Source organism: Psychroflexus longus, assembly GCF_020164595.1.
Classification (GTDB): Bacteria; Bacteroidota; Bacteroidia; order Flavobacteriales; family Flavobacteriaceae; genus Psychroflexus; species Psychroflexus longus.
In genome coordinates, this window is record NZ_JAIQZE010000001.1 from 535,334 (window position 1) to 552,945 (window position 17,612).

Genomic DNA, 17,612 nt, shown 5'->3' on the forward strand with positions numbered 1-17,612 from the left:
GATTTGAGGCTAATCTGCTATAATTCCTTTTGAAGATAATAATGGTAGATTTTTTATGTCTTTGGACTTTAAGCTGTGTTTTGGAAATTTAAAATCCTTGTGCATCAATTTTCCATCGAGAAAATAAGTCACTTGAAAAATATTGTCTACTTCCAACACATCTTCATGAAGAAACTCAAGCTTGGCAAAAGATTTGCCAGGTAAGACTTCTAATTTCTTTCTAAGCACAGAAGTTGTTTTAGTTCTGCTTTCACCTTTAGAGACAATTAAAACCGTTTCAATCGCTTCAGAATTATCATTTACCAGATAAATAGTCCACTCTTCAACTTTGAATATCTTGTTGTATTCAAATGAAGCGACGACATAAACATTTTGTACTTCGGGAATATTTCTTTCTATATCCTTCTTCATTTGAGTTTAAAATGAAGATTTGAATTGCTCCAGAAAACGCACATCGTTTTCATAAAACATACGGATATCTCCTATCTGATAAAGCAGCATTGCTATACGTTCTATACCCATGCCAAAAGCAAAACCGCTGTACTCTTTTGGATCGATGTTACAATTTTTCAAGACATTTGGATCGACCATTCCACAGCCCATGATTTCCAACCAGCCAGTACCCTTGGTAATTCTGTAGTCAGTTTCCGTTTCCAAACCCCAGTAGATATCCACCTCTGCGCTTGGTTCTGTAAACGGAAAATAAGAAGGTCTGAGTCTGATTTTAGACTTTCCAAAAAGCTCTTTGGTGAAGTAAATCAAAGTCTGTTTCAAGTCTTTAAAAGACACATTCTTATCAATGTATAAACCTTCTACCTGATGAAAGATACAGTGAGATCTAGAGGATATATCCTCATTTCTAAACACTCTCCCAGGAGAAATCGTCCTAATAGGAGGTTCGTTATTCTCCATATAACGAACTTGGACGCTAGATGTATGTGTTCTCAACAAAATATCTTTAGGATCGGTTTGAATGAAAAACGTATCCTGCATATCTCTCGCCGGATGGTATTCAGGTAAGTTAAGAGCAGTGAAATTATGCCAGTCATCTTCGATTTCCGGGCCTTCGGATACATTGAAACCAATGTTTGAAAAAATTTCTGTAATTCTATTTTTAACCAGAGATATAGGATGCCTTGCTCCAATTTCCATGGGCTCACCTGGCCTTGTAAGGTCGCCATAAATTCCTTTATCTTCCACTTTTGAAGCGATTTCTCGCTTCAATTGGTCCACTTTTTCCTGGGCAGTAACCTTTAACTCGTTGATCGTTTTACCAAATTCCTTTTTCTGCTCATTAGGAACGTTTTTGAATTCAGCAAAAAACTCATTCAGAATTCCTTTTTTCCCTAGATATTGTATTCTGAATTGTTCAACATCCTCAGCTTTATCAGCTGTAAACTGCTCAACTTCATCTATATATCCTTTTATCTTATCTATCATCGTAATTGGTAAAATGAATTGGTAAATTTAGAAAAAATAGACCGTTTCTTACCTAGAAAACTTATTATTTAAAGTCTTATGCTATTCTATGTAATTGCGTTTAAGAAAATAGCTGACCAATGCTTCCTTCATCAATACTGTTTGTTCTCCGGCTTTAAGAGCAGGCAGTTTTGAAATATTATTAAAATGTGGCCATCCGTCTTCGTCTACAAAATCAAATTCATAGAACCCGTAAGGTTCCAGGACTGTACAAATAGCGATATGCATCAAGTTGACTTTATCGTCTTTTTTGAATTTACCCTGTGGTTGACCAAGTTCTTGTACCCCGACTAAATAGATTATTGCATCTATATCCATTTGTTCGCCATCTGCAAATTGATTGGACAACTTATTCTGAAGGGTTTCCCATCGTGTTTTTAGTAACTCATCTCTCATATTACAAAGGTACTCGCTTTAACCGAATTGCTTATATTTGGCGTTATGAATATGATAGATATTGTCCTGGGGATTTTCCTTTTACTCGGTTTTATAAGGGGTTTTCAAAAGGGATTCATTGTAGAACTTGCAGGAATAGTAGCTTTACTGGCAGGAATCTTTGGAGGTATAAAATACGGCTATTTTGCTGAAGGTTATCTTGAAAATTGGACGGACTGGACTGTCTCTAGTATTGAGATTGCTAGTTTTTTTATCGTGTTTATTGGTATAGTAGTTTTAGTATCAATTCTTGCCAAAATTCTAACTACCATTGTTCATAGCATTGCCCTAGGCTTAATCAATAGAATATTTGGAGCACTGTTTGGCGTTATCAAAATGGGGTTATTCATCTTGATTATTCTTTTAATATTTGATTATATAAATGGTGAAGGTAGATTCATCAGTGGAACCAAACTTCAAGAATCTGTGATTGTCTCTACCATAAGAGAATTAAGTTCAACACTGCTTCCCTCTTTAGAACAATTGCTAAATGAAAGCAAGCTCTTGGAAAACCAACAGGCTAAATAAAAACCCCGGGCTTTCACTCGAGGTTTAAATTCTTCAGAAAAAATAAATTTTAAGACAGCAGTTCTACTTCACCCGTTTGAAGTGAATAGACACCGCCAACTATTTTTATTTCTTCTTTTTCTTCCATACTCTTTAAGATTGAGCTTTTTTCTCTAACTCTGTCCATAGTTAGCTCTACATTTTTTTGAACAACATCATGAACAAATTCCTTATTGGTAGAATCTCTTTTCCCGTCAGTTTCTACTGCCTCAACTGCTGGTTTTAAATTTTTAAGAAGATGTGTTATATTCCCTAATTCAACACCATCACAGGCTGCACTCACAGCACCACAACTCTCATGACCAAGTACAAAGACAAGTTTACTACCCGCTACTTTACAGGCATACTCCATGCTTCCCAAAATGTCAGTATTTTCAAAATTTCCAGCAACTCGTGCTACAAAAACATCACCAATGCCCTGATCAAAAACAGTTTCTACAGGCACACGACTGTCTACACATGATAAAATAATAGCTTTTGGGTATTGTCCACCTGTGGCACTTACTTTCATTGCATTGTAATCTCTTGAATGAAATTCATCTGAAGTGAATCTTTTATTTCCTTCTAGAAGGTCTTTTAAAACTCTATCTGGCGTTAATGCTTCCTGCTCTTGTTTCGTTATAATTTTATTTAAACCCATAATTAGTAGTTTGATTTTAAATTGAAGAATTTTTTATAGCTAGGAGGATTTTTAAATTCTCCCAACTCTGAAATAATGGTAATATCTATGTTTCTGTTCTTTGCCTTGATAGAAAAATCATTTAAGATTTCTAAAATGTCATAATCTATAAATTTAGATTTTCTAATGTCAATTTTTAAATCCGAATCAGACTCTATAGTATTTAAGGAGTTCAGTATAGCGCCTTTATTGAAAAAAGTTACTTCTTCAGCTAAAGTCATTTCAACAATTTTGCCATCGCCTTCTTTATCTTCCTGATGTAAAAAATGAGAGTTTTTTAAACTGTTGTATAAAACCGTAATCAAGCCTGAAGCCAATCCCAAACCAATACCTATAAGTAAATCTGTAAATACAATTCCCAAAACAGTAATGATAAAAGGGATAAACTGAGATTTACCTATTTTAAACATTTCTATAAATAAAGCAGGTTTGGCTAACTTATAACCTACAATAAACAGAACAGCTGCCAATACAGCCAACGGTATAAGATTGAGCAAATCTGGGATAAAAACAACCGCTAAAAGCAACCAGACGGCATGTAAAATTGCTGACATTTTTGTGCGACCGCCAGATTGAATATTTGCAGAACTTCTTACGATGACCTGAGTTATCGGCAACCCACCGATAAAACCAGAAATCATATTTCCTGTACCTTGAGCAAATAACTCACGGTTAGTTGGAGTTACGCGCTTTCTTGGGTCGAGTTTGTCAGTTGCTTCTACGCTCAGAAGGGTTTCCAAACTTGCAACAACAGCAATTGTAAAACCAATAACCCATACTTCTGAACTTCCAATGATTGAAAAGTCAGGAAATGTAAATTGATTTATAAAATCTGTAAAGTTTTCAGGTACCGGGACAACAACTAAATTGCTATCTGATACTCCCAATAAACTAGCATCATCGATAAAAAGTTTATAAGACACCCCTACGATCACAGCTACTAAGGGCCCTGGGATAATTTTAAATATCTGATGTTTTTTTTCCAAAACATTCGACCAGAATAACATGATCGCTATACTTACTATGGTGATGGTTAATGTTCCATAAGAAAGGGTTTCCCAAGCTAAGATAATGTTCTCAACCATTGCTTTTAGGTTGTAATCAAAGAACTCAAAATCATCAGGCAAGCCAAATGCAATAGAGAATTGTTTCAAAAATATAATGATACCAATACCAGCCAGCATACCTTTAATGACGGAAGATGGAAAGTAGTAGCCGATAACTCCTGCTTTTAGAAAACCCAAAATGATTTGTAAAGCTCCACCGATAACTACAGCTACTAAAAAGTATTCGTAATTTCCTAGACTGGAAATAGCACTTAATACAATAACCGCGAGTCCGGCAGCAGGACCACTCACTCCTAATGGTGATCCACTAATAGATCCTACAACGATACCACCTATGATTCCTGCTATTACCCCCGAAAAGAGTGGTGCTCCACTCGCTAACGCAATACCAAGGCATAATGGTAAAGCGACAAAAAACACAACTACACTGGCCGGTAGATCTTTATTTAAATGTTTGAACATAATTGAATTGATACGGTACTTCTATTTTAGAAGCTTGAATTTTTAAATTGAAATCGAAATAATTAACTGAAGTAATTCAATTTAAAATCCGGGGGAGGAGAAACTATTTTTTGATAAACACTTTTATAATGAGATATAAATTGTGAAAATGAATCTAAAAAATAAAAGTCTTGAGAGAAAACTACATGACTTGATTCATCAGCGATGATCTCACCAAAAGAAATGCTGCTTTTTTCTGAATTTTCTTCTTCATTTAAGTTGATAAAAAAAGAAACATCACTATCTGCACCCGGTTGTATTAACATAATTGTGGGTGTAATCAAAAGATTAGCAAATGAAATAATAAGTATAAAAAGTTTTAATCTCATATATTAAACAAATATATGGATTAGTTAAAGAGTGGTTGTTGATTTTTATAATTTTTTAAAGGATGAGGTTTTTACCCAACCTTTGGATCCATCGGGGAGTTCTATCTGGGTATACTCTCTAAATGTTGATCCCAAGCTGACTTTCGTACCTTGATTCAATTCAAAATTGATATCACTTCTAGGATTTGGCTCTACATAAGCAGGTAATTGATTTTCGAAAATAATAGCATAGGATTGTTCTTCCTGTAGCTCATTCTGAAAACGGCCAAAAAGTAAACTTGCAACAGTTAATACAACAAGAAGTATGGCAACCGAGAAATTCCTTCGTTTTCCCTTAGTTGTGGTACTTCTGAAATAAAGGACAATAAATAATCCAAAAATCACTGACAAAATTATACTTAACCATGCCCAGGAGTTCAATGTCATTGCATGGGTAATATTAAAGATAAGAGAATTAAGATTAGACTCTGGAATATCTTCAATTTTATCTATGGTTTGTGTATTTGCTATTTCAAGATTTTCCTGGATGTCCTGGTCCGATGGGTTGTACTGAAGCGCTTTTTCGTAATGATAAATAGCATTGGCTAAATCATTCTGCTTAAAATAAGCATTACCCAGGTTAAAATACAATTCGGCAGAGACAAATCCATCTGTTAAAACACTGTCATACAACTCCACTGCCTGTTCAAACTCATCGTCTGCATAAGCCGAATTTGCTCTCTCAAAAGTATCTTCTCCCTGAGCCAATACAGAACAACTGAATAAGACTATTAATAAGTAATTATAAAACTTCATCTTAAACTTCTTTATCAATTTCAGAAATAACTTTCGCGGCTTTGTCAAAATCGTTTTTCATGTCTTCGGTGACTGATGGTGTATATCTGGCAAGTTCGCAACTTTCAAGAATTTTCAAAAAGCTTTTTGTTGTTTCCTGAGAAACTCCTTTTGTAGAGAGTAGTTCCTGGATTTTATCTTTTTGCATATCTAAAGTCTGAATCTTCAGTCTTGCCTTCATGTAATTATGAAGCGCTCTCTCTAAAGATTCATAAAAAGCTTTTGAATCACCAATATTCTTTTTCGCTTCAGACAAATAGCGTTTAACCAATTTATTTGCGCGTTTAAGTTGTGCTTGATTTTGATCAATCTCTCTATTTTTCACCTTGCCAAAAATCAGCATCAATGGAATACTTAAAAATGGTATGAAAAACAGAGTCCAATACAATGGAGACTGGAAGAATTGAGTTTCATTTTTTTCCTTCAAGTTGGTTTTTAATTTGATGTAATTGAAATTACTTTTAGAAGAAATAATATTTTGAGGTCTATTGGAGTCGCTACCTGAAGCTACCTGGCTTTCTTCTGGTCGTTGCGGACCAGAATTTACCTGAATGGTAATTGGAGTAGATTTCAAGGTTTCGTAAGATTCTGTATTTGGATTGAAATATGAAAAGGAAGTAGGCTGAATCACATATTCTCCCTTAAACTCAGGAATTACCGTATATTTTTCTGAAATACTTCCTCGCATTCCAAGGCTAGTCGTTCTCACATTTTCATTTCGTTCTGGCTCGTATACTTCAAAAGATGAAGGTGATTGGATTTTTGGTAAGTTGAATAACTTTAAGTTACCTTTTCCGCTGACTTCTGAAGTTAACTCAAGTGACGTTTGAGCATCGAGTTCTTTTTTATTGGCTTTCAATTTAAAATCAAATTCACCAACTGCACCAGAAAAACCCTCAGGCTTATTTTCTTCCGGTAAAGGCTTTACATCTATGGTTTTGGTGTTGGCAGAAAAGTTTTTTTCCACTACATCATACATACGTCTGCCAAAAAAATCTCTTTTATCTGTTGGCACCTCTACAGAGACAGCCAAGGATAAGGGTTCAATTTTAAGTTCACCAGTTTTCTGAGGATAAAGAACCGTTTTGCGAAGTTCTACATAGCGATAAGGTTGACCGCCAAATTCACCTTCTTTTAATTCAAGCTGATCTATATTGATATTTTGACTCCAGAATCCTTCAAACTTTGGATCATCCAAAGGCCTCCAATTTCTAATATTTACTGTTGGACTCAAAAACAGTTTGTAGACCACATAAATTCCTTCATTCAAATAAGGCTTAGATTTGCTTACTTCTGCGATTAAATGAATGCCACTTCCTGCTTCTGCAACAGCTCTTGATTGATTGGGCGTATCGACCGCTGCTGTGACTTCTACCTCAATTGGTGAAGTTTTATACACTTGCCCCTCTACAGTAATTTCTGCCTGACCAATAGTTATTTTTCCGCGTTTTTCTGGCTGAAAGAAGTAAGTATATGTTTTTATAAACGTACTTTTTCCATTTTCATAATGCTGTGAGTAAAATTGGTTAGGCCCACCGATTTTATTCAAACCGTCAAAACTTGGAGGCCTGAAATTATCACCATTAGCATCTATTTTAAATTCAACTTTTAAGCGTTCGTTGATACCTAATTTCGACCTACTTGCTTCAGCTGTAAACGAAACTTGAGCCAATGAAGTTAGGCTATATAAGAAAACCAATAAAATTGTAATCTGTTTCATTTTACCAGTCTTTGCCTGTTTTAGATTTTTGACCTTTAGCCTTTTGTGCATTCAATTTTTCCTGAACGTCTTTTTCCTGATTTTCAATAGCTTCTAGCAGACGCTGAATTTGCTCTGGAGAGATTTGTCCCTTTTGGTTTTGAGGCTGCTGAGGCTGCTCTTTCTCCTTATCTCCTCCATCACCTTCCTTCTCCTTCTCTTGCTTGTCTTTATTGCCTTCATCATCTTTTTGATCGTCCTCACTTTCATTTTCATCTCCTTTGTCCTCATCCTGATCTTTGTTTTGATCATCTTTATCCTTGTCCTCGTTTTCTCCCTTGTCTTTGTTGTCTTTGCTTTCGTCTTCGTTTTTATCCTGGTTTTTGTCTTTATTATCGTCACCACCTTTGTTGTCGTCATTCTTCTCGTCTTTCAATTTGGACTTAGCATAAGCCAAATTGTAACGAGTTTCTTCATCTGTAGGATCATTTCTCAAAGCGTCTTTATAAGCATCAATTGCCATTTGGTATTGTTTTTCTTCCATAAGAACATTACCTAGGTTGTGATAGCTTTTATGCTTTAAAGATTTATTTTCTGTGCTTTCAATAGATTCAACGAGTCTCAGTCTTGCAGATTCTAGCTCATTGTTCTTAATGTAAAGATTCCCGAAATTATAACTGATATCTGAGTTGTTTTTATCTATGGCTTTTGCTTTTCTGATTTTGGCTTCAGAAAGAGGGAAGCTAAGATCGCTTGATTCAGCTTCAGCTAATAAAGTTTTAGCTTCCTTGGGCGCATTCAAAGAACTTTGAGACTGCGTCGAAATCGCAGTAAGTAAACTTATTGCGATAAATAAAAATATAGTCTTAGTCTTCATCTTTCGTTCTCTCATTAAATAAATTTAATCGTTTAATCCATGCTGTTTTTCTTTCCAGCAAGAGTATATCGAAAAGTACCAAAAATATACCAAACCCTAAAAACCATTGATATTTACTCTTAAAATCAGCAAATTGTTTAGCTTCAAATTCTGTTTTTTCAATCTTTTGCAATTCGTCAAGTATCTCGTCTACTGCTTCAGAGGTACTAGTCCCGTCAATATAACTACCGTTTCCTATTTTTGCAATTTTTCGCAAAGTCTCCGTATCTTTTTTGGTGATCACCGTTTCACCGGCATCATTTTTCAAATAAGATTGTATCCTTCCATTTTCTTTAATGGGAATTGGATCTCCGCGCTCAGTTCCTACTCCTATCGTATAAATTCTTATTCCTTCTTCTGCGGCTTGCTCTGCCATACTTTCAGCGTTACCGTCATGATCTTCACCTTCAGACAATATCACCAGGACTTTATTGGTCTGGTCATCATCATTGTAATATGACCTTGCCAAATCCAGGGCCTGAGAAATAGCAGTTCCCTGACTAGAAACCATCTCGGTGTTCATGCTTTGCAGGAATGTTTTTGTACTCGCATAATCTGTAGTAATGGGAACCTGAGGAAAAGCACTTCCCGCATAACCTACGAGTCCAACACGGTCTGAGGTCAAATTATTTATAATTTCAGTAATAATACGTTTAGACTTTTCAAGTCTATTTGGAGCAATGTCTTCTGCCAGCATACTTTTGGAAACATCCAAGGCAAAGACAATATCAACACCTTCACGCTTTACTGTTTCCAGCTTTGTACCGAGTTTTGGATTGACAAGTGCCATGACAAAACAGGCAAAGGCTAAAGTAAGCACAATGAATTTCAAGTTTGACTTAAAGCTGGACTGCTCTGGTGCTAATTTCTTGAACAGCCTGATCTCGGCAAATCTCTTTTGCGTTTTCTTTTTCCAATACACATAACTTAGAAACATGAGCAGTAAGACTGGCAAGACCAGAAAACCCCAAAAATAAATATGTTCTTCTATTATAAACATTTATACAAAACTTCTAAAAAATGTGTGTTTCAATAAAAATTCCAGGAATAACAAAGCTCCAGCAATGATCAAGAAAAATCTGTACTTCTCATCATAATTATAGAACTTAAATTCTTCAATTTCTGTTTTTTCCAAGGCATCAATTTCTTCATAGATGGCTTGAAATTTTTCGTTGTCTGTCGCTCTAAAGTATTTTCCACCAGTGCTTTCTGCTATGGTTTTCATCAAGGCTTCGTCAATTTTCACCTCCACATTTCTATATTCAAACTGTCCGTTAGGTTTTATTCCTACTGGAGATAAGGCCATTCCATTACTCCCAACGCCAATTGTGTAGGTTTTTATGTCATACTCTGTTGCCAGTTGTGTTGCGGTAATAGGATCTATAAAACCTGCGTTGTTTTCTCCATCTGTCAATAAGATGATGACCTTGCTTTCTGCTTTGCTGTCTTTCAGTTTATTTACAGAAGTAGCAAGCCCCATACCTATGGCTGTTCCGCCCTCAATGTTTTGTGTGTAATCAAGATCGTTTAACGCATTTATGATAATTGACTTGTCACTTGTAAGTGGAGTTTTGGTATAACTTTCTCCTGCATAGATGACGAGACCTATTCTATCATTTGGTCTGCCGTTTACAAAGTTGTTTGCTACTTTTTTCAAAGCTTCCAGACGGTTTGGTTCCAGGTCTCTGGCAAGCATACTTGCAGAAATATCCACAGCCATGATGATATCAATACCTTCTGTTTTTTTCACTTTGGTAGTTACATCAACTGTCCTTGGTCTCGCCATGGCGATGGTTAAAAAGACAAGAGCCAGCATCTTAAGAATAAACAATAGAGGGCGAAGCTGTGCTAAAGTACTTTTAGTAAATCCCTGTGTGCTGGAAATTTTGAGAGTAGCGGTTTGTTGCTGACGCTTTTTAAAATACCAGAACACTGCCAACGGAATAGACAGTAGTAACCAAAACCAGTTTGGATTTTCAAACGTGAAGTTTTCAAAAATCATTGACCTAAGTTTTTAAATTCCACTGCATTTAGTATTCTATTGGAAATCTTCTCACCAAACTCATCATCCCGATCATAAAAAATAATGACTTGCTGAAAACCACCTCTTCCAAAATTCACGATCTTGTATTCCTTCTTGATGTCTTTCTTGGTGATAGGATTTTCGATAGAAAAACTTCCAAACACCTTTTTACCTTTTACTCCTCCCAAAGTTTCAAAATCTTCTGATTTTGTAATGATATTATAGGCACCACGCTCTTCAAGATTGCTATAAATTCTATCTACAATCACATCTAAGTCGATGTCCTGAGAGTCTTTAAATCTTACTTTATTCAGTGTCACGTATAGGTTTTGATACAAGGTGCCAAAGCTGTAGGTTTCTTTGTTAGCGACATTCTCTAAAATTTCTTCGGGAAGATCCAACTCTCCTCTTACTAATACATCTGGAGTTGTCATGCTTATCGGCGGCACACCATAATCACTGGTCACCCAATCTCCTTCGAGCAATTCTTTAGACGGATTCCCAACAACTGTGTCCCTCAAGTACTCATAACCTTTTGTAGCCACTACCGCAGACACGGTAACTATTATTAATATGAGTCCAAGTACAATGCCAACGATCCACTTCTGCTTTTTACGTTTTTTGGCCAAGGCTTTTTGGAAAGCTTCGTCTTTCTTTTTCTCCTCTTCCGTAATTTGAGGAATAGAACTTTGGACTTGTTTTAGAAATTTTTCTATTTGCTTTCTGTCTGACTTTAAAGTAATAAGATCTGGTCTGCTATTGGCAAATTTAGCAAGATCAGCACGCTTCAATATCTTTTCGTACTCTAAAATCAGGTCCTCTTTGAGCGCTAGCTTTTTCTTTTCTTTTTTGAATTTTAATTCAGATATAAGTTCGTTGGTCGTGAATTCCAAAGCGCGTATCTCCAATTTTTCTTCTAAATACCGTCTCGTGATATAAGTGAGTTCAGATATGTACTCCTTAAAGTTTCTGTTTTCCAGGACTGATGATTTATCAAGCTCCTTTAGAGAGATCATTGCCTGTTCGTAAGGAGGAATTCTGCGTTTGGCCTCATCTCTTTTTTTCTTCAGTTTAAAAACTAAGAAGGCAATTCCTGCTAAAATCAAGAGCGTAATCAAAGTCCACCAGAACCAGGATGGCAAAGCAAAAGGTTTGTCAACACCTATTGAAGGTTTGATGGGATACAGTTTTTGCTTCGTAGTATCCAATACGACATCGTTAACTCTCACCTTTAACGTATCCGTATAAAAGGCTTTTTCATTGATTTTGACCAACTGTGGAGGAACAGAATAAGTGCCAGAATCAAACTGAGTTAACTTATAAAGCTTAGTAAGAGTGAAGGTCTTGGCTTGAGGGTTTAGAGTATCAATTTTATAGTCTTCCACCATTTCCAAGGGCACAAAGGTTTGGTCTTTTGGAAATACGACCAGGTCCTCTTCATTGACCTCATCTACTTTGATAAGATAATCTATTTGTTCGCCAATCTGAATGGTATCCTTGTCGGTTTCGAAACTTACCTCCTGAGCATGGCTGATGCTACAAACCAAAAGCAACATCAAAATCATTACTGATTTTGATTTTAAACTATCGATTGTAAAAAGTCGTTTTCTACTCATATATAATTATCTGGATTTGAAATATCCAAGAAGTTTAATAACATAATTCTGATCCACACGGGTACTCAAAAATCCTAAACCACTCAACTTGAAAGCTCTCTGAAAATAATCTACTCTATCCCTGTAATACTTTGTATATCCTTTTCTGGTTGATTTACTCGAGGTATTCACCCACATGGCTTTACCGGATTCTGCATCTTTCATTTGTACCATTCCGAGATTGGGTAATTCCTCCTCCCGCTCATCATAAATCCTAATGCCTGTGACATCATGCTTTTGTCCTAGTATTTTTAGAGTATGTTCATATTCATCTGTCAAGAAATCTGAGAGTACAAATACAATCGCCTTCTTCTTCATCATATCAATGAGGTATTTAAAGGCTTTGGAAAGATTGGTTGTTTTGTTTGAGGGCTCAAATTCTATGAGCTCTCGAATAATTCTCAACACGTGCATCCTCCCTTTTTTTGGTGGAATATACAGTTCTATTTGGTCTGAAAATAGCATAAGACCAATCTTATCGTTATTTTTGGTTGCAGAAAAAGCAAGCGTCGCAGCCATTTCTGTAATGATATCTTTTTTGAAAGTTTCCCGGGTTCCAAAGGCTGTCGATTCCGATATATCTACAAGAAGCATCATCGTTAATTCCCGTTCTTCTTCGAATACCTTCACGAATGGCTCATTATACCTCGCAGTAACATTCCAATCTATAGATCTTACATCATCACCAAATTGGTAAGCACGCACTTCACTAAAGGTCATTCCCCGACCTTTGAATGTGGAATGGTATTCTCCACCAAACACGTGGTCACTCAACCGACGTGTTTTGATTTCAATTTTTCTTACCTTTTTTAAAAGAGATTTGGTATCCATGCAGTGTGATTACTTTTTGTTTGATTTAGAATTCAATCAAATAAGTATAATTTCTAGAATCTTATAATCGTGTTCTGAACACATTCAGAAGGAAATATTAAGGTACCTCAACTTCGTTTATGATTTTACTTATCAAATCTTCCGATTTGATGTTTTCTGCTTCAGCTTCGTAGGTAATTCCAACTCTGTGTCTTAAGACATCGTAAACTACTGCTCTCACATCCTCTGGAATCACATAGCCTCTTCTTTTGATGAAAGCGTAGCACTTGGCTGCAATCGCCAGATTGATACTTCCCCTTGGTGAAGCTCCAAAACTGATAAGCGGCTTGATTTCGGCAAGCTTATATTTTTCAGGATAACGTGTAGCAAAAATAATATCCAGAATATATTTTTCTATTTTTTCATCCATATAGACCTCCCTAACCGCACTTTGAGCACGAAGAATCTGGTCTGTAGAAACCACAGGATTTACTTTCCCAAAACTGTTGTTCAGGTTAGCTCTCATCACTAATTGTTCATCCTGAAGATTTGGATAATCAATCACTGTTTTCAGCATAAATCTATCGACTTGCGCTTCTGGCAGAGGATAAGTTCCTTCTTGCTCGACCGGGTTTTGGGTTGCCATAACTAAAAATGGCTTATCAAGTATAAAGGTTTCATCTCCAATAGTGACTTGCTTTTCCTGCATGGCTTCCAGCAATGCTGACTGTACTTTTGCCGGAGCACGGTTGATCTCGTCGGTCAACACAAAATTGGCAAAAATAGGCCCTTTTTTGATGTTGAAACTATTTTCCTTCATATTGTATATCATCGTTCCTACAACATCTGCTGGTAATAAATCGGGAGTAAACTGAATCCTGCTGAAGCTACCTTGTACAGCTTTGGAGAGCGTGTTGATGGCAAGCGTTTTTGCCAGACCTGGAACCCCTTCCAGAAGAATATGCCCCTGACCAAGAAGGCCAATCAATAATCGTTCTACCATATGCTTTTGCCCCACAATGACCTTATTCATTTCGTTGGTAAGCAGGTCTACAAACGCACTTTCCTTTTCTATCTTTTCGTTAATGGAGGCAATGTCTACATTAGCTTGATCTTGTTCCATATTCTTGTTCTTATAGTGTTATAACCTATTCTTATATGTGCACGCAAATTGAAAATTTAATCTATTTTCTGTTGTTAATTCTTGGTTAAAAATCAGCTATTTACGATAAGCTTATGATTAACCGGATAATGGAAAGATTTCTATAATTACATTTTGTAAATCCATTGCTCTGGATTTAGCTTATTGGTGTTTTTAAATAGCTGGAAAATAAGAGTTGTTTTACCTGATGAGGAATTGATTCCCACTTCACCGATTTCTTCGCCCCTGTTTATTTTATCTCCAGACTTCACAAAAACTTTTTGCAAATTGTTATAAACGGATAAGTAATCTCCATGACGTATCATCACAACCACGTTCGCCCCTGGAATTTTACTGACCTGGCTAACTTCTCCGTCAAAAATAGCACGGGCTTTACCGTTCTTTTCAGTATCTATTCTCACGCCGTTACTCATCACCTTAATGGTTTTCACAATAGGATGCGGACGCTCACCAAAACGCATAGAAACAACTCCAGACTTGACAGGCCATGGAAGTTTACCTTTGTTTTGAGCAAAATCTTTGGCCAAAGCTTGTGCTTCAGGGGATAACTTAAAAGTTGCTTTGGAGTCTGAGCCCACTTTTTTATTTTCTTTGGCAATGGCCTCTCGAATTAACCGATCGATTTCCCGATCTATCCTGCTTACTTCCTGTTGTTTTTGCTTAAGCTCCTGAGCGTATTTTTTCTTCTGTTTGTTGATGCTAACAAGCAATTGCTCAAGATTATTTTTATCACTTACCAGACTGGATTTTGTTTTACGATTTTGTGCGAGTATTTTTTCCTGATCTCGGCGCTGTTCAAATAAAGTGGAATTTAATTCCTGGAGAGTTTTAGTTTGTTGCATTACCTCTTCACCCTGCTTTTTTCTGTACTGGGCAAATTGTTTCATGTATTGAATTCGCTTATAAGCTTGCAAAAAAGATTCTGAAGAAAACAAAAACATGATTCTGCTTTTACTGGATTTACTTCTGTAAGACTTTTGGATCATCTTCTCATAGTCGGTCTTCAGCTGTTCCAGTTCATTTCTAAGTCTGTCTATTTTATTGGCATTGGTATTGATTTCTCTGGTCAGTAAATTGGCTTCCTGATTGTTTACCTGAATCAATCGTTCGGTTGCTTTAATTCTTTTCTGAAGATCTTCATACTCACCCAATGCAGATTTCCCCTTAGATTCTGTGGTTTTGATGATACTATTTATCTCATCGATTTCCTGCTGAATTTCCTGTCGCTTAGCTTCAAGCTCTTCTCTTGTTTGAGACATGCCCGTTAAGCTAAAGCTTAGCATTACAATTAAAAGTATGTACTGAAAGTTTTTCATTAAAGTTCTAAACGTTCGTAGTTACTGGGTATTGTAAAGGGAAAACTTAGCTCTTCACCAAAAATGACTGAGCGGTAATCGATATCTATAAGGACCACTTCGTCGTCTTTTTTGGCCGTCATTAATAATTTGGAAGGGAACTTTTTTTGATCTACAGATTGAAATTTGAAGTAATCCACCTTCAGGCTTTCATTTTTGACGTTGACCAGAGACTGAGATTTCATTTCAAATTTCCCGCTATCGATGATTGCAGAGAAGGCTAAAATAGATTTAATATTCTGTAAGAACACATAAGCATTATCATCAAAAAGCATTTGATTCCTTTTAAGTTCATACATTGGTCTTCCAATCAATAAGTTCTGGAGATTCTCAAAGTTGACTTCTACACCAAGAAATTCTTTAGCCATCGAAAAGTCCCCATCAAAATAAGTTCTGTTTATTTTTTCGTAATACTGAAATCGGTCTGGAGTAATATAAACTTTGGCTACCGGCAGCAATCCCATCACTTTGGCACTCATCCATATCGCCTTGTCTTTTTCTATCCTGTAAGTTATGCTGATGGATTGTGAGCTGCTTTCAGTTTCATATCCCGCTTTTATTTTACCATTAACGGTTTTAAATTCAGCAAGATTGTTTTCAAAAGATCTTATGACAGCTCTGGCAGATTTTTCCTTCAAATCTTCTCCAGCTCCAGCTTTGGAAGATTTACAACCCGTCAAGGATATAAAGATGATTAAAATAAGACTTATACTTTTTAAACTTTTCTGCATCAATTGGAGATTGTTATTAGTTTTTGCTTGTAAACATTTGCCTTTTCCTGATTTCCCAAAGCAAGATAGGATTCTTTCAATGCACTGTAAACTTTTTGCTTTAGTGCTTCATCGTCAAAAATATAATCCAAAGCAGTTTCCAAAAATTTAACGGCCTGATTATGATCTCCCAGCTGTCCCAAAGCAAAGCCTTTTATATAATACAACAAAGGCTGAGAAGGAAAACTTTCCAGAGCATTTTCACTTGTTTTCACTGCGTCTTGGTATTTATTCAATTCCAACTCAAGTTCAAGGATATTCTTAATCAACTTAAAATCATTGGGCTTATTGCGCAAGGCTGACTTATAGTTCTCCAAGGCTTTGTCCTTGTCTCTGGATTTATAAAATTCTCCCAGCTCCGCTTTGCTGGAAGAATTTTTTTCTGAAGACAATGCAGAATCCAAAACACTCACAAAAGCGTCCTGAGCTTCTGGATTTTGCATAGCCAAAGCCTTAAACGTATTAATGACTTTCACCTTATCCTCTTCTTCAAGGGTGAGGCTTTCCACCACCTTTTTACTATAAATTTTAGCTTCAGAGATGTTTCTGTTGACAAGATAAGCCAAGGCCATTTCAACGTAAAGCTGAGGATCATTAACTGAATACTGTTCCAATTCTTTACCGATTTCAATAGCTTTTTTAGGTAAATTGTTTAGTCTATAAAGCTCCATCAACAAAGTTGCTGCTCTTGTATCTTGTTTAGAATTCTGAAATCGTGTTTTGAAAAATTCAACACCTTCATCTAGCATTGAACCTTCTTTGTAAATAATCATTCTGAATTCGTCCCGAAATTCAACAATGCCTTTCACCGCATCATAGTTGTCTAAAGCTTTTAAAGCTAACTTGTATTCTTTGCGAATTAAATGAAGATTGGCTAATTCCTGATAATAGACTGGATCAGTCTTAGAAATAAATTCTGCTTCAGTAATAGCTCCATCATAGCGTTTCTGCATATTAAAGACATAAAACAGCTGTTTGTGAATATTCACATCGTTCTGATATTTGGGATCTTCCATGGTTTTCTTGAGAAAATCCTCAGCTTCTTTATAATCTTTTAGATCTATATAATTTTTGGCTAGCTCATAGAAAACTGCTGTATTTTCTGGTTGTAGTTCCAGGCATTTTTCCAGTTCTTCAATAGCTTTTTCTGGATTTTCTACTGCTCTTTGAGCGATCGCTTTAAAGAACACCTCCTGAAATTCGTCTGTGTTATTACCAAGCTCATCAATGTTGATGTCTTCGGTTAGGTTGTCTTTGTCCTGAGCATAACCAAACAGACTTATCGCAAAACAACAAACAAAAAAAAGACGAATGCTTTGAGACATATTTTT

At 36.1% G+C, this 17,612-nt stretch carries 18 protein-coding genes; 1 reads left to right on the forward strand and 17 read right to left on the reverse strand.

Features of this window, described 5'->3' with window-relative positions:
- Positions 1 to 9 precede the first annotated feature (9 nt).
- The 3 genes from LB452_RS02405 to LB452_RS02415 all read right to left on the reverse strand — a co-directional run bounded on the left by LB452_RS02405 (position 10) and on the right by LB452_RS02415 (position 1,875).
- The gene (locus LB452_RS02405; protein WP_224460123.1) at positions 10 to 411 is read right to left on the reverse strand and encodes a hypothetical protein; all 402 of its coding nucleotides are present in this window, start codon (positions 409 to 411) and stop codon (positions 10 to 12) included.
- Positions 412 to 417: 6 nt separating this feature from the next.
- Positions 418 to 1,440 (reverse strand): phenylalanine--tRNA ligase subunit alpha, encoded by a 1,023-nt coding sequence (pheS, locus tag LB452_RS02410; RefSeq protein WP_224460124.1) that lies wholly within the window; start codon positions 1,438 to 1,440, stop codon positions 418 to 420.
- An 81-nt stretch (positions 1,441 to 1,521) separates the two neighbouring features.
- Positions 1,522 to 1,875 (reverse strand): hypothetical protein, encoded by a 354-nt coding sequence (locus LB452_RS02415; protein WP_224460125.1) that lies wholly within the window; start codon positions 1,873 to 1,875, stop codon positions 1,522 to 1,524.
- A 45-nt stretch (positions 1,876 to 1,920) separates the two neighbouring features.
- Between LB452_RS02415 and LB452_RS02420 the strand changes: the two genes are divergently transcribed.
- A complete protein-coding gene (locus LB452_RS02420; RefSeq protein ID WP_224460126.1) occupies positions 1,921 to 2,442 on the forward strand; it encodes a CvpA family protein in 522 nt (173 codons plus the stop codon).
- 49 nt (positions 2,443 to 2,491) lie between these two features.
- Here LB452_RS02420 and LB452_RS02425 read toward each other — a convergent pair whose 3' ends face one another.
- From LB452_RS02425 to LB452_RS02490, 14 genes are all read right to left on the reverse strand, one after another.
- Positions 2,492 to 3,121, reverse strand: coding sequence for a carbonic anhydrase family protein (locus LB452_RS02425; RefSeq protein ID WP_224460127.1), 630 nt, complete (start codon positions 3,119 to 3,121; stop codon positions 2,492 to 2,494).
- Between the two features lie 2 nt (positions 3,122 to 3,123).
- Positions 3,124 to 4,689 carry a SulP family inorganic anion transporter gene (locus LB452_RS02430; protein WP_224460128.1) on the reverse strand — a complete coding sequence of 522 codons (1,566 nt, stop codon included), beginning with the start codon at positions 4,687 to 4,689 and terminating at the stop codon, positions 3,124 to 3,126.
- A 62-nt stretch (positions 4,690 to 4,751) separates the two neighbouring features.
- Entirely contained in the window at positions 4,752 to 4,994 is a 243-nt protein-coding gene (locus tag LB452_RS02435) for a hypothetical protein (protein ID WP_224460129.1), read from the reverse strand.
- Between the two features lie 108 nt (positions 4,995 to 5,102).
- On the reverse strand, positions 5,103 to 5,852 hold the full coding sequence (locus LB452_RS02440; protein WP_224460130.1) for a tetratricopeptide repeat protein: 750 nt from the start codon (positions 5,850 to 5,852) through the stop codon (positions 5,103 to 5,105).
- Between the two features lies 1 nt (position 5,853).
- Complete coding sequence (locus LB452_RS02445) at positions 5,854 to 7,611, reverse strand: BatD family protein (protein ID WP_224460131.1); 1,758 nt, start codon at positions 7,609 to 7,611, stop codon at positions 5,854 to 5,856.
- Between the two features lies 1 nt (position 7,612).
- Positions 7,613 to 8,482, reverse strand: a complete 870-nt coding sequence (locus LB452_RS02450; protein ID WP_224460132.1) for a tetratricopeptide repeat protein — start codon at positions 8,480 to 8,482, stop codon at positions 7,613 to 7,615.
- Positions 8,457 to 9,506 (reverse strand): vWA domain-containing protein, encoded by a 1,050-nt coding sequence (locus LB452_RS02455; protein WP_224460133.1) that lies wholly within the window; start codon positions 9,504 to 9,506, stop codon positions 8,457 to 8,459. Before LB452_RS02455 ends, LB452_RS02450 begins: the two co-directional genes overlap by 26 nt.
- On the reverse strand, positions 9,507 to 10,505 hold the full coding sequence (locus tag LB452_RS02460; RefSeq protein ID WP_407692600.1) for a vWA domain-containing protein: 999 nt from the start codon (positions 10,503 to 10,505) through the stop codon (positions 9,507 to 9,509).
- The gene (locus tag LB452_RS02465) at positions 10,505 to 12,094 is read right to left on the reverse strand and encodes a hypothetical protein (RefSeq protein WP_407692601.1); all 1,590 of its coding nucleotides are present in this window, start codon (positions 12,092 to 12,094) and stop codon (positions 10,505 to 10,507) included. Before LB452_RS02465 ends, LB452_RS02460 begins: the two co-directional genes overlap by 1 nt.
- Before the next feature lie 57 nt (positions 12,095 to 12,151).
- The gene (locus tag LB452_RS02470; RefSeq protein ID WP_224460136.1) at positions 12,152 to 13,015 is read right to left on the reverse strand and encodes a DUF58 domain-containing protein; all 864 of its coding nucleotides are present in this window, start codon (positions 13,013 to 13,015) and stop codon (positions 12,152 to 12,154) included.
- Between the two features lie 97 nt (positions 13,016 to 13,112).
- Complete coding sequence (locus LB452_RS02475; RefSeq protein ID WP_224453206.1) at positions 13,113 to 14,117, reverse strand: AAA family ATPase; 1,005 nt, start codon at positions 14,115 to 14,117, stop codon at positions 13,113 to 13,115.
- 146 nt (positions 14,118 to 14,263) lie between these two features.
- Positions 14,264 to 15,472, reverse strand: coding sequence for a murein hydrolase activator EnvC family protein (locus LB452_RS02480; RefSeq protein WP_224460137.1), 1,209 nt, complete (start codon positions 15,470 to 15,472; stop codon positions 14,264 to 14,266).
- Positions 15,472 to 16,242, reverse strand: coding sequence for a DUF4292 domain-containing protein (locus LB452_RS02485; protein ID WP_224460138.1), 771 nt, complete (start codon positions 16,240 to 16,242; stop codon positions 15,472 to 15,474). Before LB452_RS02485 ends, LB452_RS02480 begins: the two co-directional genes overlap by 1 nt.
- Entirely contained in the window at positions 16,242 to 17,606 is a 1,365-nt protein-coding gene (locus LB452_RS02490) for a tetratricopeptide repeat protein (RefSeq protein ID WP_224460139.1), read from the reverse strand. The genes LB452_RS02485 and LB452_RS02490 overlap by 1 nt, the downstream gene beginning before the upstream one ends.
- Positions 17,607 to 17,612: the final 6 nt, after the last annotated feature.

What these genes read in the sequence shown, in the direction of transcription:
- LB452_RS02470 (WP_224460136.1), bottom strand. Translation starts at nt 13,015, where the DNA reads ATGGATACCAAATCTCTTTTAAAAAAGGTAAGAAAAATTGAAATCAAA.
- LB452_RS02485 (WP_224460138.1), bottom strand. Translation starts at nt 16,242, where the DNA reads ATGCAGAAAAGTTTAAAAAGTATAAGTCTTATTTTAATCATCTTTATA.
- LB452_RS02415 (WP_224460125.1), bottom strand. Translation starts at nt 1,875, where the DNA reads ATGAGAGATGAGTTACTAAAAACACGATGGGAAACCCTTCAGAATAAG.
- pheS (WP_224460124.1), bottom strand. Translation starts at nt 1,440, where the DNA reads ATGATAGATAAGATAAAAGGATATATAGATGAAGTTGAGCAGTTTACA.
- LB452_RS02430 (WP_224460128.1), bottom strand. Translation starts at nt 4,689, where the DNA reads ATGTTCAAACATTTAAATAAAGATCTACCGGCCAGTGTAGTTGTGTTT.
- LB452_RS02480 (WP_224460137.1), bottom strand. Translation starts at nt 15,472, where the DNA reads ATGAAAAACTTTCAGTACATACTTTTAATTGTAATGCTAAGCTTTAGC.
- LB452_RS02445 (WP_224460131.1), bottom strand. Translation starts at nt 7,611, where the DNA reads ATGAAACAGATTACAATTTTATTGGTTTTCTTATATAGCCTAACTTCA.
- LB452_RS02450 (WP_224460132.1), bottom strand. Translation starts at nt 8,482, where the DNA reads ATGAGAGAACGAAAGATGAAGACTAAGACTATATTTTTATTTATCGCA.
- LB452_RS02435 (WP_224460129.1), bottom strand. Translation starts at nt 4,994, where the DNA reads ATGTTAATACAACCGGGTGCAGATAGTGATGTTTCTTTTTTTATCAAC.
- LB452_RS02420 (WP_224460126.1), top strand. Translation starts at nt 1,921, where the DNA reads ATGAATATGATAGATATTGTCCTGGGGATTTTCCTTTTACTCGGTTTT.
- LB452_RS02425 (WP_224460127.1), bottom strand. Translation starts at nt 3,121, where the DNA reads ATGGGTTTAAATAAAATTATAACGAAACAAGAGCAGGAAGCATTAACG.
- LB452_RS02475 (WP_224453206.1), bottom strand. Translation starts at nt 14,117, where the DNA reads ATGGAACAAGATCAAGCTAATGTAGACATTGCCTCCATTAACGAAAAG.
- LB452_RS02490 (WP_224460139.1), bottom strand. Translation starts at nt 17,606, where the DNA reads ATGTCTCAAAGCATTCGTCTTTTTTTTGTTTGTTGTTTTGCGATAAGT.
- LB452_RS02440 (WP_224460130.1), bottom strand. Translation starts at nt 5,852, where the DNA reads ATGAAGTTTTATAATTACTTATTAATAGTCTTATTCAGTTGTTCTGTA.
- LB452_RS02455 (WP_224460133.1), bottom strand. Translation starts at nt 9,506, where the DNA reads ATGTTTATAATAGAAGAACATATTTATTTTTGGGGTTTTCTGGTCTTG.
- LB452_RS02405 (WP_224460123.1), bottom strand. Translation starts at nt 411, where the DNA reads ATGAAGAAGGATATAGAAAGAAATATTCCCGAAGTACAAAATGTTTAT.
- LB452_RS02465 (WP_407692601.1), bottom strand. Translation starts at nt 12,094, where the DNA reads ATGATTTTGATGTTGCTTTTGGTTTGTAGCATCAGCCATGCTCAGGAG.